Annotated in this window: 15 protein-coding genes and 1 tRNA gene; 10 read left to right on the top strand and 6 right to left on the bottom strand. The window is 63.8% G+C overall.

Annotated elements, in window-relative coordinates:
• Positions 1–102: 102 nt before the first annotated feature.
• The 6 genes from I6F21_RS29425 (at position 103) to I6F21_RS29400 (ending at position 4526) form a co-directional block, all read left to right on the top strand.
• A tRNA-Lys gene (locus I6F21_RS29425) sits at positions 103–178 on the top strand.
• Positions 179–1367: 1189 nt separating this feature from the next.
• Positions 1368–1715: a response regulator gene (locus I6F21_RS29420; protein ID WP_036012559.1), complete on the top strand. Its 348-nt coding sequence runs from the start codon at positions 1368–1370 to the stop codon at positions 1713–1715.
• Between the two features lie 116 nt (positions 1716–1831).
• Positions 1832–2023 (top strand): hypothetical protein, encoded by a 192-nt coding sequence (locus I6F21_RS29415; RefSeq protein WP_225112455.1) that lies wholly within the window; start codon positions 1832–1834, stop codon positions 2021–2023.
• A gap of 1447 nt (positions 2024–3470) precedes the next feature.
• Positions 3471–3665 carry a hypothetical protein gene (locus tag I6F21_RS29410; RefSeq protein ID WP_225112456.1) on the top strand — a complete coding sequence of 65 codons (195 nt, stop codon included), beginning with the start codon at positions 3471–3473 and terminating at the stop codon, positions 3663–3665.
• A gap of 207 nt (positions 3666–3872) precedes the next feature.
• A complete protein-coding gene (locus tag I6F21_RS29405) occupies positions 3873–4031 on the top strand; it encodes a hypothetical protein (RefSeq protein WP_164936882.1) in 159 nt (52 codons plus the stop codon).
• A 324-nt stretch (positions 4032–4355) separates the two neighbouring features.
• Entirely contained in the window at positions 4356–4526 is a 171-nt protein-coding gene (locus I6F21_RS29400) for a hypothetical protein (protein ID WP_225139967.1), read from the top strand.
• A 13-nt stretch (positions 4527–4539) separates the two neighbouring features.
• On the opposite strand, the gene I6F21_RS29395 is transcribed toward I6F21_RS29400, so the two are convergent.
• Together I6F21_RS29395 and I6F21_RS29390 are read right to left on the bottom strand one after the other, a co-directional pair.
• Positions 4540–5211 carry a hypothetical protein gene (locus I6F21_RS29395; protein WP_036012564.1) on the bottom strand — a complete coding sequence of 224 codons (672 nt, stop codon included), beginning with the start codon at positions 5209–5211 and terminating at the stop codon, positions 4540–4542.
• 1275 nt (positions 5212–6486) lie between these two features.
• On the bottom strand, positions 6487–9585 hold the full coding sequence (locus I6F21_RS29390; RefSeq protein ID WP_225140152.1) for a DEAD/DEAH box helicase: 3099 nt from the start codon (positions 9583–9585) through the stop codon (positions 6487–6489).
• Positions 9586–10085: 500 nt separating this feature from the next.
• Here I6F21_RS29390 and I6F21_RS29385 point away from each other — a divergent pair, with 500 nt between their 5' ends.
• On the top strand, positions 10086–10370 hold the full coding sequence (locus I6F21_RS29385) for a hypothetical protein (RefSeq protein WP_036028134.1): 285 nt from the start codon (positions 10086–10088) through the stop codon (positions 10368–10370).
• Between the two features lie 4 nt (positions 10371–10374).
• Here the strand turns inward: I6F21_RS29385 and I6F21_RS29380 are convergent, their stop codons facing one another.
• Positions 10375–10767 (bottom strand): NUDIX hydrolase, encoded by a 393-nt coding sequence (locus I6F21_RS29380; RefSeq protein WP_157286040.1) that lies wholly within the window; start codon positions 10765–10767, stop codon positions 10375–10377.
• A gap of 145 nt (positions 10768–10912) precedes the next feature.
• A complete protein-coding gene (locus I6F21_RS29375) occupies positions 10913–11998 on the bottom strand; it encodes an AI-2E family transporter (RefSeq protein ID WP_109143691.1) in 1086 nt (361 codons plus the stop codon).
• A 220-nt stretch (positions 11999–12218) separates the two neighbouring features.
• Between I6F21_RS29375 and I6F21_RS29370 the strand changes: the two genes are divergently transcribed.
• Together I6F21_RS29370 and I6F21_RS29365 are read left to right on the top strand one after the other, a co-directional pair.
• Positions 12219–12446, top strand: coding sequence for a hypothetical protein (locus I6F21_RS29370; protein ID WP_225139968.1), 228 nt, complete (start codon positions 12219–12221; stop codon positions 12444–12446).
• Positions 12447–12548: 102 nt separating this feature from the next.
• Positions 12549–12851, top strand: a complete 303-nt coding sequence (locus I6F21_RS29365; RefSeq protein ID WP_027575377.1) for a hypothetical protein — start codon at positions 12549–12551, stop codon at positions 12849–12851.
• A gap of 24 nt (positions 12852–12875) precedes the next feature.
• Here the strand turns inward: I6F21_RS29365 and I6F21_RS29360 are convergent, their stop codons facing one another.
• Both I6F21_RS29360 and I6F21_RS29355 read right to left on the bottom strand, forming a co-directional pair.
• Positions 12876–13322, bottom strand: coding sequence for a hypothetical protein (locus I6F21_RS29360; protein ID WP_225139969.1), 447 nt, complete (start codon positions 13320–13322; stop codon positions 12876–12878).
• Between the two features lie 126 nt (positions 13323–13448).
• Positions 13449–13664: a hypothetical protein gene (locus I6F21_RS29355; protein ID WP_036012594.1), complete on the bottom strand. Its 216-nt coding sequence runs from the start codon at positions 13662–13664 to the stop codon at positions 13449–13451.
• Positions 13665–14321: 657 nt separating this feature from the next.
• Between I6F21_RS29355 and I6F21_RS29350 the strand changes: the two genes are divergently transcribed.
• Positions 14322–14909, top strand: a complete 588-nt coding sequence (locus tag I6F21_RS29350; protein ID WP_036012580.1) for a formyltransferase family protein — start codon at positions 14322–14324, stop codon at positions 14907–14909.
• Positions 14910–14940: the final 31 nt, after the last annotated feature.

The following is a 14940-nucleotide window of genomic DNA, read 5'->3' as shown; positions in this document are numbered from 1 at the left end:
AGCCGGTTTTCCCCGCGACGCGATCTCTAGGCGAAGCGGCAAGACATGCCTCTCGAATGTCCGAACACGATGGCGATCTCTTCGAGCCATCAGCGGCCATGGGAGCGCGTAGCTCAGCCGGTAGAGCACGTGACTTTTAATCACGGGGTCCTGGGTTCGAGCCCCAGCGCGCTCACCAAGCTAATCAAGCACCTAGAGCCAAAATTCAGCCCTTCGAGTTGAGGGGATTTTTGGGGCCTGCACACAGTGTGCACACTCGCCGGGTGCAGCCATGACCGCCATCGATATTGTCGGCTGGGTTCTCTTGGCAGTGGTTATGGTGCTAACCCTAGGCTTTGCGAAGAAGCCGCCAACGTGAGCCGTGCCATTCACAGCGGGTTCATACGTGCTGAGGCACGCTGCGCCCCATGGAGATTCTCAGATGATCGTTTCCGTGCTCGCCGCAGCATTACTTATGGGCCCGCCCGTGCCGGGGCTGGTTCAGCCACCCATCCAGCAGGTCCAGTATGGTGTGCAAAGACACCCGCCTCCATGCGGCCACGGTTGGGACCTGAGCGCCCGAGACGGCATGTGTTATCCGAACGGAGCCCTCCCTCCTCAAGAACAAGCTGCGCGGCAGTACTATCATCGCGGCGGCGGAGGTTACGGTGGAGGCTACGGTAGACATCCCGTCCGATGCGGCCACGGCGCCGACGTCGATATTCGAGACGGTCGGTGCTACCCCAACGGCACGGTGCCGCCACAGTTTCAGCAGGGCCGGCAGGGATATTACGGTTATGGCGACTATTATCACCGCCCAAGGCGCCATTACTATTAAGCTATCAAAGGCCCGCCAGCGCGAACCGGCGGGCTCCTGTCACAAGCCTGTGGCATGTCCGTTGCACAGTCGAAGCCAACTGGGATTTCAGCGCTCAGTTTGAGAATGACACGCTGCCGGGACATGTATTTCGAGCCCGGCAGCGTTCGATTTCGAGACTCGTGAGACAACCGCTATGGCATGAGCAGAATCAAGCGCACGGGCACATTTCCGGAGCCTGCTGCTTCGCCTCCTCCGGATCATCGTCCTCAGCGTCGCTGTCGTCCTGCTCCATGTCGGTGAAATAGTCGCCTCGCATGCTCTTGGTTCATTGCCCGATCCAGGCTCCCGGCCCTGGGTTCGAGCCCAGCGCGCTCACCAATAAAATCAAGTAGCAAAAATCGAAATGCCGTCCGGCTCAGCAGGTGGGCAGGAACAAAGGTCACCCGTTCCAGCTTGAGTCTCGCTGGCTCGTCGGCCGAGTTGGCGGAGGCGGCGCCGACCAGCCGGCACTATGTTTTCTGCGCATGGGTCCTCATGTCGTGGACGAAGAGCGCGACTGGAGGGAGACTTGCGGGTTCTTGTAGCCGAAGACGAAGACCTGATCCGGGACGTGGTGGTCGACATCCTGGAGACTCACGGGCACGAGGTGATGGAAGCTGATAGCGGCGAGCGCGCGCTCGAGCTCTGTGCCGAAGCCACACCCGATCTCTTGTTCACCGACATCAGGTTGGCAGGCTCCCTGACGGGCTGGGATGTCGCCATCCAGTGCAGGCAATCCAATCCGCGCATGCCTGTGATCTACGCCACCGGCTACACGCACGCCGCTCCGCGTCCGGTGTCCGGCAGCATCATGCTCCAGAAGCCGTTCGGGCTTGAACGCCTCTTGGAAGCGATGCAGTCGCTCGCGGGCGATTAGCTGCAGCCAGCCGCGGTCAATGCTCCGCAGACTGACAATTGTCAGTCGTTCGACTCCACGCAGGAACGAAGGGCCTTCCGCACGCTTTGGCAGGAATGCCAAATGTCTCGCCCGGGATGGTCAGGCCGCTGCGGCTCGCTCTGCTGTATGGGCACCTGATCGCGCGGGGCACGCGGCTGTATCATCCGGGCGGCTCGCAGCCGGTGTGCAGCCTGTCATTTGCCAAGCAAATGGTCGAGGCGGGTTTGCTCTGCGCAAATGGCGAGAGCTTCGAGCTGACGCAGGAAGGCCGGAGCTTCGCCGGTTGATGCGCACATCATTGGCTTCCCCACGAACTCAACAACCGCTGGCGCGTGACCACGGTCGTGAAGTCAAGCGAGGCGTTCCAAGCAGCCCCCCGCCGGATCTGACAATCTACGGTGACAGTGCACTCAACTGTGAACGAAAACTCGACCAATTGCCACTTTTTCCCGAAACGATTCACATATGCGAATGAAGCTACAAAGAAGAATGCCGCTTCCTGAGAGGTGCTGGGCAAATCGGGAGCATGCTTCATTGACTGACGAGGTTCCGTCGCAAAGCCGATTTTTCATTCGCATGGGCGGCAAGGGTTGGATGGTCTACGATCGAGAACGCAGGGGCCCAGCACTGATCGGGACCGATATGGCGGCCAATCTGACCAAGGAGCGAGCTGAACAATTGCTACTTCTGCTGATGCCCTCACGCGCGGAGAGGTCGCGTGCGGCGAACGATGGTGGTCCGCCAGCGTGAACCGGTAGGCCCCAATGGTTGCGGCCTCCTTTCTCGGGCGCCGCATTCGAACGTGTTCACCGGCCGCCGTTCGCGTTGCCGTCGGGGCTGGTTCTGGCCTAGACCTCGAAATTTTAATGCTGGACGGTATCTTTTGAGACACCCAGCTCGAATGTTTGAGCAGACGATATCACCCGGCGTGCCACGCTGAGTGGTGCGTCGGGCGGCCTCGGTGTGTCCGCAGCCAGCCCCGGGACGCCCGGGGCCGTTCCTTTGGATTCACGTTTGTTGATGCAGGAACGTCCCTCCAGGACGAACATGTCGTTACCGGGGCTGGCAAGTTTCATCTCGGATCTATCGTAACCCGGTAGGGCCGCTGTTCCAGGGCGGCGGCCCTTGTTCTGAAGCGTGAACCGGGGGCCGCGCCTAGCGCCTCTTTGGCCGATCGGTTTCTGCTGATCGCGATTTAGGGTTGCCACCCTTGCGAATTGTCGGGGGCGGCTTGCCCGCGTGACTATGCCTCTCTTGCATTTGCTCGGCTGCGACTACGCGCGAGCGCAGATCTTCCAATGCGGAAAGCCCAGAAGCAAGCTCATCGAAACGCTGCTTCAGAACAGCGGTGTGATCGAAAGTGCCCATGTACCCCCTCCGTCAACGAGCCGACCGAAAAGTGGGAAAATCATGCAATCGAGGAATGCAGAGGCATGGAGTCAGTTCCTTTGAAGAGTGCTGCGCCGTTGTCGCAGTTCGTGCGATGCGACTCGGCTCCTCCATCCGCGAACGCTCAGAGGCAGGCGTAACGGCCACGATCGCAAATCGCGCCTAGCGCCAATGACGGCCCCGACCGTGGGGGGCTTTTGGGGTGTGAGGCCGGGGCCGCTGGAGGTGCTTGGACCTTTGGGGAAGGCCAAAGCCACCGAAGACTAGGAAAAATCGGCAATCGCTTCTGCTCGCTTTCGCACATTGCTTGTACGTTTTGTTTGCGCAGAACGAAGCCAATTGCCAATGAAGGACTATCTGGCGCAGATCGAGAAACTTGGCAAAGATGCGGCCGAACGCGCCCTGATCCGCGACTTGGCTACCGATCCGGCCAAGCGCGAAGTGTTCGACAGGCTCGCAAGCCACCTCACGGTCCTTGCTGACCAAGTGGAAATGGCGATGGTTGAGCGGAAGGCCGGGACCGACCCGTCACGGCCTTAGAAGCACGTCGCGGATCCGGTGCCCGATCCGCGCAGACATGGCCCAGTGATTTTGTGGCTCCAGGCTTCGTAGCCGCATTGGTGGTCGACATGCTGAGCGGAGCTGCGGAGATGCTGATGCACCGCCAATCCAGATCAGCATGGGAACGTTTCGATCGGCACTGAGTCCTACAGGCGCAATCCATCCCGTTTCCTCGTGGATCGAACGATGGAAAAAGCACTCGCCTATGCCATCTCGGCGGCCCTTGTGGGCTTCGGTCTTTTGATCTTTTTCGCCGGTCTGTCTTCCAGCTCGCCCGCCTTATGGACGATCGTCGCGCTGGTCCCGATCACGATCGGGATCGTGAGCGCCTTTGGTCCTGTGTGACTTGATGTGGAAACCAGGGCTTTAGGTCAGCCCGTCTGTATTTTCCGAATCGGCAACCCGTGTTCGCTCTCTCGGAGCTTCCAACCGCTGGTGACGCGCGTGAGCCATTTCGTCTCGATGCTTCTGCTTGCGACGGCCCTGGTCCTGACGTTGTGCTTCGGAGTGGCGGCCTGGCGCCTCTCGGCAGACAAAGAGGCCGACATCACCGCCACGATTTCCCATCAGGAATACGGTTGGAGGCCAAGGCCCAGCAACTGAAACTTTGACAAACCCGCTGACATCGCGCCGGAAACGTGTAGGATTCCCCAAAACCGGAGGGACGGCATGTTTGAAATCAACGGTTTCGACACGGCGGGCGTCGTCAATCTCAAGCGGTCCTCACTCGCCGCGGCCCTCAAAAAGGCCAGGGAGCTGGTCGAGGACGGATGCTGGGACGTTCGGGTCGTTGATCCCACAGGCCGGGTCTATACCTCGTTCAAGGAGGAAGCGGCCTAGCCAGAACGCGTCCTCAGCTCTCCGGCGCCGCCACCGCAGCCGGCGCGGTCAGCGGAGCCCCTCCGATCGACACCGGCCCTAGAGGCCCCAGGGGCTTGGGCTCACGCACCAGCCGCTTGCGCATCGCGGCGGATAGTCCGTAGCGCGCATTCGCTCTGCGAACGGACGATGTCACGTCCGACATCATCACATTCTGCAGCGAGTCGACCTTGGCGATCAGCGTGGACAGCTGCGAGGAGATCTTCTTCACGTCGACCCGCTCGTCCGTGATGCTCTGCCGCAGCGACAGCAGCAAGAGTGAATCCTGCTGCAGCAAGGCTGCATTCTGCTGCAGCGTCTGGTTGTTCTCATGCAGCGAAGCGGTGTGCTGCTGCTGGGCCGACTGGATCTCCTTCAGGGCGGTGACGACCGGATCCGGTTTCGGTGCCGGTGCCTCCTGCCGCGGCAGCAGTTCGGCGAGGCTGGCAACATTCAATGACGGCATGCCGGAGGGCGACGTATAGATGGCCGCCGCGCCGTTGATGGCGAGGGCACACACCGCCAGCGGCAGGATCGTCTTGCGGCGGGGCGTGATTGGCGGCGTTTCAGCTTCCGGGCCTGCGGGTTCCTGCGCGCCTGCAGCGTCTGCAAGGGCGACGGCGTCGAGCTCTTCGGCGAAGCTTGGCGTTTCGAAGGACGTGGTCATTTGCACTGACCCCCATGGAGCGAGCAACAGGAAGCCGCCCCCTGGAACGCCCTCGCGACGATCCGCTTACGCAGCACCCATACACAACTGCCTAAAATTGTCGGCTTTCTGGATTAATTCCGCGTTAGCGGCGCGGCCGGCGGACGGGCCGGCGCCCCCGGCCGATTACGGATCCGGCGCAAGCTCCTCGCCGCGCATCCGGCAACAGCCATGCCAGCAACGGATTTTCCGAAGTTGGCATAATGCCACTGTTTTGCCCGACAAATCAACGGCCAAGTGACGGCGCCTCCGGCACGGACTCGGCACGATAGGCCTGATTCGGGTCGTGGACCACGCTTGCTTGGGCCACCTCGGCCGCGATGGACGCGCCGAATGCAGAACGCCTTATCGCACAAGCACATAGCTACTGTGCATGGGGTTGTTTTCGCACTTTCCGATTTACCCCTCGTCCAGCAGCTCGAACAGCTCGTGCGTCCGCTCAAACCGCGAGCGCCACATGTGCTTTGGTAGAGCGCGATGCACCGAGTCGACCTGTTCCCCCGTCGCTCGCAGATTACAAACCTGGTCCTATCGGGCTCGTAACGCGTTTGGGCGACACAGTCGTTCGTCGCTCGACCCGGGCCTTGGCATCCAGCACCTTGTCTCCAGCTCGTGCGGCTCGCGGCCGACTGATCTGGTCCGAAAGGCTCGAACCTCTCCCTGACAGACTATTTGAACCAACACTGGCGTTTCCTTGAGCCTGTGTTGCCGGTCGGAATCTTCTTTGGGAGAACGCCGAACCAGCGGCCTTTTGATCTTCATTGCTCGTGCCGCTGCCAATTGCGCCGATCGGCAGGCCATTTTGAGCGCGACCAGCCCCGGCATTTCTCGCGGCCTGAGCTGCCGCCCGCGACCTCGCAGGCGTGGCGGGCTGGACGTTCGAATTGGTCGCTTCGCTGTTGGTGCCCAGATCTCCGCCGGGCGCGATGTCCTTCGTCCCCATCCCTGGGGGTGCTGAGGGACCTGCATTGCCCGCACTCGTCCCCATTCCAGAAGGCGCCGAGCCGCCAGCGCTACCCTGCCCCGTTCCCATGCCCGCTCCGGCGGAGCCGGCATTTGCGCCGCCCGCTTGCACCAGGGCCAACAGACATGAGCCTGCGACAATCGTGGCAATCACTGGACGAATGGCATGTGACATCGGACGATCTCCTTCGCCACGCCCAAATTAACTATAATGGTGGAGCAGGGTTTCCGCTACGAATTCGCAGTTGCGAGCGCTGACGAACGCGCAAGCCCCTACCCCTCGTCCAGCAGCTCGAACAGTTCCTCTACCCGCTCGAACGGCGCATCGCGCATCGGGCTGTGATAGACGACGCGGTCGCCGTCGCGTTGCAGTGACTTGCCTCGCGACTTGCGCAGGCGTCCGGGCAGGAACGTCGCGGCCGCAGCTTCAGGCCCGACGTCGAGGCGGATGATGCCGCGTCGCTTGCATTCGATCCTGAGCTTGGCCGCGGCGAAGAAGTCGCGCGCGAGCTTTGGCAAGGGTCCGAAGCGGCGGGAGGTTTCCTCCTCGAGGTCGTCGAGATCGTCCTCGTCGTTGCATCGTGCGGCGCGGGCATAGAGCTCGAGCCGCACCGGCTCGGACTGCACATAGCTCTCGGGCAGCATGTCCCCGACCGGCAGGTTGAGGTCGGGCACCCACAGCTGCTCGTCGCTCTTCTCCGAGGCCATTTTCAGCAGGTGGCTGTAGAGCACCGGCCCGAACACCTGGACGTGGCCGGATTGCTGCTCCGAGAACAAATCGCCCGCGCCGCGCAGATCCAGGTCGCGCTCGCTGATGGCAAAGCCCGCGCCCGGCCGGCTGAACTCCTCGAGCACGGCGAGGCGCTTCTCGGATTGTCCGGACTCCGTCTCGGTGAGCAGATGCGCGAAGGCGCGGATGCCGCCGCGGCCGACGCGTCCGCGCAGCTGGTGCAATTGAGCGAGGCCGAATTTTTCCGGCCAGCACACCACGATGGTGTTGGCGCGGGGAATGTCGAGACCGCTCTCCACGATGTTGGTCGCGAGCAGGACGTCGGCATGGCCTTCGACGAAGCTCATCATGCGGTCGTCGATCTCGTCGGCCGCCAACCTGCCGTGCAGGCAGACGATGCGCAGGTCCGGCGCCACGGCCCGCACCCGCGCCAGCATGGGATCGAGATCCTGGATGCGCGGGCAGATCAGGAAGCTTTGGCCGTGGCGGCGCTGCTCGCGCAGCAGCGCCGAGGCGATCGCCGCATCCGACAGCGGCGCGATCCGGGTCGCGACCGGAAGCCGGTGCACCGGGGGCGAGGCGATCACGCTGAGATCGCGGAAGCCGGCGAGACCGGCGGCCAGCGTACGCGGGATTGGCGTCGCGCTCATCATCAGCACATGCACGTTCTTGGCGAGCCCCGCGAGCTTTGCCTTTTCCGCAGCGCCAAAATGCTGCTCCTCGTCGACGATGACGAGGCCGAGATCGTCGAACCTGACGTCCTTGCCGGTGAGCGCCTGCGTGCCGATCACAACCTTGATCCGGCCGCTGCGCAGGCCCTCCTTGGTCTCCCGCAGTGCCGCGCCCGAAGTGGCGCGCGAGAGGTTGCCGACCTCGATGCCGAACGGGGCAAATCGCTTCTGGAACGTCGCGACGTGCTGGCGGGCCAGCACCGTCGTCGGCACCGCGACCGCCACCTGCTTGCCTGACAGCACCACCGCGGCTGCGGCGCGCAGCGCGACCTCGGTCTTGCCGAAGCCGACATCGCCGCAGATCACCCGATCCATCGGATGGCCGGATGCGAGATCATCCAGCACGTCCCGGATCGCCTGGGCCTGGTCGATCGTCGTGAAGTAAGGAAAACGCGCGACGAACTTCTCGTAGGCCGATCCCGGCGGCACCAGCTTTTCGCCGCGCCGCCGCCGGCGCTGGCTGATGTGCTTGGCGAGCGCCTTGCCGGCGATCTGGATCTCGCGCTCGGCCTCGCTGCGGCGCGCCCACCACGTGCTGCCGTCCGCCTTATCGAGCGAAAGCCTGCCGAGCTCGGCGGCGTAAGGCCACATCAAGGCGAGATCGGGCGGCGGCACCAGCACCGCATTGTCGCCGGCGAACTTCAGGCGGATCATCTCGCGCATCGCGCCCCCGCCGGTGTTGACGGTCTGCAGGCCGTCGAGCACGGCAAGGCCGCGCTGGAGATGAACGACCACCGTGCCCTGCTCCGGCGCATCGGCATGGTCGAAGGCCGCGCTCCAGGCGCGCGCCATCGGCTGCGGATGATGCGCGCGGCTGCCGAGCACGTCGGACGCCGTCACCACGACCAGAGGCTTCTTCGCCGGCACGACGAAACCGGCATCGAGATCGGCGAGCAGCGCTGCCTCGCCGCCCCGCCCGCGCGCGGCCTCCTCCCAGTCTTCGCAGCGCTCCGCCTTGACGCCGCTCATCCGCTCCATCACGCGCAGATCGTCCTCGTGCGCGGCAACGAGGATCAGCCGCGACCCGGCCCGGCGCGTCTCCTCGACGAAGCCACGCAACGCCTTCCGGGAGGATGTCAGCTTCGAAAATTCCGGGATGGCCTGGAACGGTGCCGTCCGCGGCAGCACCTTGATGCCCTTGGAGAGCCGCCTCCAATCGCTGCGCCCGAGATATTCGCGCTCCCGCTCGCTGCGGGGCGCGGCCTCCTCGATCGTATCGAGCCATCCGTCGGCATGCGACGGCACGCCGGCATCGGCGATCCATCTGGCGCCCGCGCAATAATCGAACAGGCTGGCGCGCTTGCCGCCTTTGCCGGCAAGGCCGAGCCGCTCCGACATGGGATCGACGAGCAGCTCCCTGGTCTCGAAGATGATCCTATGCTCATGCGGGTCGAAGGCCACGATCCGTTTGATCGTGTGCTGCGAATGCTCGATCCGGAACGGCCCCAGCGCGCCCGCCGGGAATATCTCGAAGGTCTGGCCGTGGAACAGCGCCCCGCCCGGATAATCCGGCTCATCGTCAAGATCGTAACCGAGGGATTGCAGGCGGGACTCCAGCTCCTGCTCGGAGAACGTGCCGCCCACCTTCAAGCTCAGGCTCAGGCGCGACAGGCTGGCCGGCGGCGGCATCCGCTCCATCACCGCTTCGGCCGTCGATACCAGAAACACCGGCTTCTTGGACTTCGCAAGGCGCCTCAGCACGGAGGCTCTGCGCCCCGCGAGCTCGTGCGAGGGCTCCAGTTGATCGAACGGCAAGGTATTCAAGCGCGGAAACACCAGCACCTCGCAGGCGGGGTCGAGCGCGTGAATGACGCTGCCGAGCCGCTCCGCCCTGTTCTCGCTCTCGGCGAGAAACACGATGCCGCTGCGTCCGGACTGCTTCCATTGTCCAAGCAGATGAAGGGCCATCATGCCGAGAGGCGACGAAGACGAGATCGTGGCGCGCTGCGATCCTTTGCTCTTCTTCGGCGGCTTCTTGGCCACCCTTGCCTTCGTGGAAAGCCTCACTTGGACCCGTTTCTGCTCTTGAACCGCCGCAAACTGAATGCGAGCCGCCTTGCCCCTCGAATCGGCAGCTCGGCGCCATGCATATGGGATTTGCCCTGCGAACGCACCCCTCCTCGATAACGTTCGAGGCGGCGGCGCGATCCCTTTCGATCTGCTCTTGGCTGTGAGAATGGAGGCACGAAAAAGCCCCAGCGCTTGGAGCCACGCTGGGGCGTTTCGTTCGAAATGAATCGGTTAAGCAATGACGTCTTCATAGCAGCGGTTTCGCCGCGCGCTTGTGAACTGGTTCACACGTCTTGTTGGCTCGGCGATATCTGACGGCATCCAGCCAAGCCGGCATTCAAGCTTTCTTCAGACATTTCGGATCAGCTGACGATCCATTTCAAAGTGATTGTCATCCGCGCATGAGTTCGGTCCAGGTTCAGTGCACGCGGTGCAAGAACGTGTTTCGCGATCGCGCCGGCCGGTTGCAGGACGGCTATTCCAGGCAATGTCCGAGCTGCGAAGTCGTGCTGTTCTTCGCCGAGGACTCGCAGCATCCCTTCATCAAGCGGGCGATGCGCAGTGCGCGCCAGGCCCGCAAGGAGATGCGGGAGCTCCAGGCCGCGAAGCTCGCCGCACCCGAGCCGGAGGTGGCGCAATCGAGGAGGTTTGCTGGCAGGACGCGATCGGCGGCGCGGGAGGACTAGCGGCTCAGCTTCGCCGCCGCTTGCGCGGAAACAGGCGGTCGCGGATGTAGCGCGAGGTCGCCGTCAGGCGGATGCCGCGGGGCTTGTGCCAGGCGGCGCGGTCGATCTCCTTCTTGTCGCCGATCGCCAGCCTGCCCTTGGCGGACTTGGCGATGAAGATCGCGTCGCTCATCTTGCGGCCGGAGCGCTTGTTCCTCGCCTTCACTTCCTTCCAGAGGCTGATCCTGCCGAGCTTCAGCTTGGGCAATTCCTCCTTGATCTCCCGCCGCAGGCAGTCCTTCTCCGACTCGCGCGCACGCTTGCGGCCGCCCGGAAACATCCACAGGCCGTCCGACCGGCGTCTGACCAACAATACCTTGCCGCGCCTGGCGGCAACCAGCTTGGAAGACTTTGCCATTGCTGCCGTTGTCGAAAACAGAATCGACCCAATGGTAACTTGTCTAGTCAAACAGACAAGTTAGCGACGCAGCTTGATCACAGGCCGAACCGTACCCGATCCCGGTGCGCCATGGCGGGCAGTCCGCGCGCTGGCGGGCGCGAGATCAACCCTTCCCCGCCTCCGCCCGGTCCTCGGTCCTGATCCAGGCCATCATCATTTCCCAGGCCACCGACAGGATGATCGGTCCGATGAACAGTCCGACGATGCCGTGGGCCAGCGTACCGCCGATCACGCCGACGAAGATCACGATGGTCGGGGTGGTCAGGCCACGGCCCATGACCAGCGGCTTCAGCATGGTGTCGATGAAGCCGACCAGGACGAAGAACACGGTGAGCAGCAGCGCGGTGGTGACGTCCTTAGCGGTCCAGATCCAGATGATCACTGGCAGCAGCACCAGGAAAGCACCGATCTGCACGATCGAGAGCAGCAGCACGATGAAGGCAAGAAGGCCCGCGCTCGGCACCGAGGCGAGCTTGAAGCCGATTCCGGCGAGCAGCGCCTGGACGATCGCCACGCCAATGACGCCCTGCGCCACGGCGCGGATGGTCGCACCGGCGAGCGAGAGGAAATGCTCGCTTTGCTCCGGCACGATGCGAAACAGGAAGTTGCGGCCGGCCGCGACCAGGCGCGGCCCATGCGGAAACAGGAAGCCGGCCACGAACACGGAGACGAGAAACTGGAGCGTGCCAAGGCCGGCGTCGCCCGCGAGCGAGAGCAGCGGGCCGGCCAGCGGCTGAAGATACGGCGCCACCTCGCGCACCGCCGTCCGAACGTTGTTGTAGGCCTGATCCCAGAGCTCGTAGAGCCAGGGGCCGACCAGCGGCCAGGACTTAAGCTGCTCCGGAGCCGATTGGAGCACGAGGTCGCCGGTGCCGAGCTGGTGCGCCAGCTCACGCACGCCGTCCACCGCGCTGATGCCGAGCCAGGTCGCCGGGCCGATGACGATACCCAGCGTGATCAGGGTCAGGATTATTGCTGCGGTTTTGGGTCGGCCGCCCAGGATCTTGGCGACCCAGCTGAATGCCGGATAGAACGCGACCGCCAGCACGCCGCTCCAGGCCAGGATCGGCACGAATGGGCGGATGATCAGGAAGGTCCAGATGATCAGCAGGGCGAGCAGGCCGAGGCGGATCACGAGCTGGATGACGTCCTCGCCCGTCAGCAACTGACGGAGGCTTTTCACGGGCACAGCTTTCCTTGCGGCATGAACGCAACTTCCGCGCTTGCGGGCTCAGCCGTTATTGCCAGCAACGTATCTGGCGTCAAGACGACCGGCTGCCGGATACCGCATCGCCCGTCCCAACCCGGCTTGGCTAACGCGGGTTAACCGGATTTCCCCGCGCCGGTTTACGCCGCTGCAAATGCTGGTGACTACCGTTCTTCGTAGTCACCGAAACGCATTCTGGGCCATGGCCAACAGCATCTGGACGACCGAAGAATTCACCTGCACCGGTTGCGGCATGAACTACACCGCGACCAGAGAGGAGCACAGCGAGGCTCACAGCGGCAGCTTCAAATGCGGCATCTGCAGCGGCATCGTGCATGCCTGGTCCGGCAAGCACCACTTCTTCGGCTGGCAGGCCGTGAAGACGAGGCCACCGGTGTTCGGGCGGCGCTGGGCCGGCGTCGAATGGTAAGCCGCCTGCGGTGACGCCGGATCCGCCGAATTGCGCCGGCGCCGTTTGCACTCCGTTCACCGATCGCGGCTAGATCAGGACGGATCCTCCGCTTCGAACGCCATGGCCGACCTCAACGCCGTCCTGACCAGGCTCAACGACCGTCTGCTTCGTCTCGAGGGCGAGCTGTTCGTGCTGCGCTCGCTGGCGCGCGCGACATTGACCGCGGGCGACGACCATGCCGCGCGCATGCGCAAGCTGGTCGAGGCCGCAAAAGTCGCGCTCGACGACGAGGCCAAGCGCCCTCTCGACAAGCCGACCCGAAAATATGTCGATGCCGCAACCGCACTGGTAGAGGAGCTGCTGGTCGAACCCACCCCGGCGCGGCCGCTGTTCACGGTGATCGACGGCGGCCGGCGCGACTGAGCGCCCGCCTCAGCACGGCGATGACTACCGCCCATACATGCCCGGCGCACGTGCCCCGTGCGGGTAGCACTGTCCCTGCGAGTAATTGTAATCATAGCCGTCCGGACAGAGCCCGCCGCGTCGTCCGTAATATTGAGGGCGACCGTAAGCGCCGGGCGCGTGCGCACGATTCGGGTAGCACTCGCCTGTCGAGTAATTATAGTCGTAACCGTGCGGGCACAGGCCACCACGGCGCCCATAGCCCGAGCCGTGGCCCCCGGTGTAGACACCCGGCGCGTGACGGTCGTTGGGATAGCAGCGGCCGTTCGAGTGGTTGTAATCGTAGCCGTGTGGACATTGCCCGCCCGGACCGCCCCTGAACTGAACCTGCTCCACCATGGGCGCTGTCGGCGCCGCAGGCACGGTTGCAAACGCAAGCAGGCCGGCCAGCGCAAGTTCGATCATGACGATTCCTTCAAAACACGGGGACAAGCCTATCAGGATTCGCGTCCCACGAAACGACATGGCAATTGACGCATGGCTGGCCTGAACCCCGCATGAACCGGGCTCGGACTGCGACAATGCGTCAACGCCAGGCATCGCGCACGATGCCGACGTCTAGATCGTGGACTTATCCGACTTGAGCCGGCTGAGCCCCGCCTCGATGATCGCGATCTCCTCGTCGATCTGACCGATCGGCAGGCTGAAATCATAGCCGGACCGGCTCTTCAGATCGACCGCGAGCCGCTGCCTGTGCATCATCAGCTCGTCCAATCCACGGCGGTTCTTCAGACGCACATAGGCGTCGACGATCTGCTCGATCGCGTTCGGCATGAGATCTGTCCCGGCGAAAAGGCCCGGCGGCGCGCCCACGCCGGCGGACGATTTCGGTGTCGCGGTACGCAATACAAATCCGCGACGGATTCGTCGATACGCCAAGCTGGTTGAGATCGTGTTACCGTTCGATGATTTCGTCAGTCGTGGGCATGAAAGGCCGCCGGCGGCCAAAAGCCGGGGTCGAAAACGGATGCGGGTTTGATTTGAAATGTCACCAGCCCCGGTTGGCGCACCCTTATCAGCCAATCCGAGTCAGCCAATCCGAGGCATCTCTGTTAAGAACGAAACACAGGAACCCGCTACAGGCTCTCGTCCACGACGCAGGGCCCCAGGCAACGGTAGGCGTCCGAGATCGGCGCCACCTGATGGCGCAACGCCGGTCGGGACCGCCGGGTAAGGCCCGCCAGCTTGGGCCGAAGTGGCCGCCAGCAGTGTCGCGACAGCGAAAAACCCGACGCTGCGCATTGCCTTCGCTCCCAAGCCGATGTCATGCCCGCTTGGAAGGCGCCGGACGGCTCGACGGCGCAATCCCGGCGTTCGCGCAAGCGGCGCCCGGCGCATTGTTGATAACCCACGCAAACGCTGCGCGGGTGGTGACAGGGCATGCGGACGTGTTATCGGGGGTGACGCAGTTGCGAGACGGATCGGACACCCATGCGAATTACCCTCGTCGGCTCCCGCCATTTTGGCGTGACCACCCTGAACATGCTCCGGGAGCATAGCGTCTCGGTCGTCCGGGTCGTGGTGGCGGACGCCGACGACCGCCTCGCCGCGGCGGCCAAGGCGGCGGGCATCGAGGTGCAGGTGCAAGCCAATCCCAAGCTGGTGGTGGCCTCCGAGATCGCCCCGGACACCGATCTGATCATCACCGCGCACAGCCATGCCAGGATCGGCAAGGATGCGCTCGCCGCCGCTAGGCTCGGCGGGATCGGCTATCATCCCTCGCTGCTGCCGCGCCACCGCGGCAAGGCCGCGGTGGAATGGACCATCAAGGAAGGCGACCCCATCGCTGGCGGCACGATCTACCATCTCGCCGACCGCATGGATGCCGGCGCGATCGCCGCCCAGGACTGGTGCTTCGTCAAGAAGGGCGAGACCGCACGAGAGCTTTGGGAGCGCGCGCTGGCGCCGCTCGGGCTCAAGCTGCTGGCCGACGTGATCGATTACGCCAAGGTCCACAAGGCGCTACCCGCCAAAGTCCAGGACGAGCAGTTCGCGACCTCCGCGCCGAGCCTCTCCTGAGCCAAGACCCTCTGAGCCGAAGTCTCCTGGA

The organism is Bradyrhizobium sp. NBAIM03 (assembly GCF_020194055.1).
Taxonomy (GTDB): Bacteria; Pseudomonadota; Alphaproteobacteria; order Rhizobiales; family Xanthobacteraceae; genus Bradyrhizobium; species Bradyrhizobium yuanmingense.
This window is presented reverse-complemented; position numbering and strand designations above follow the sequence as displayed.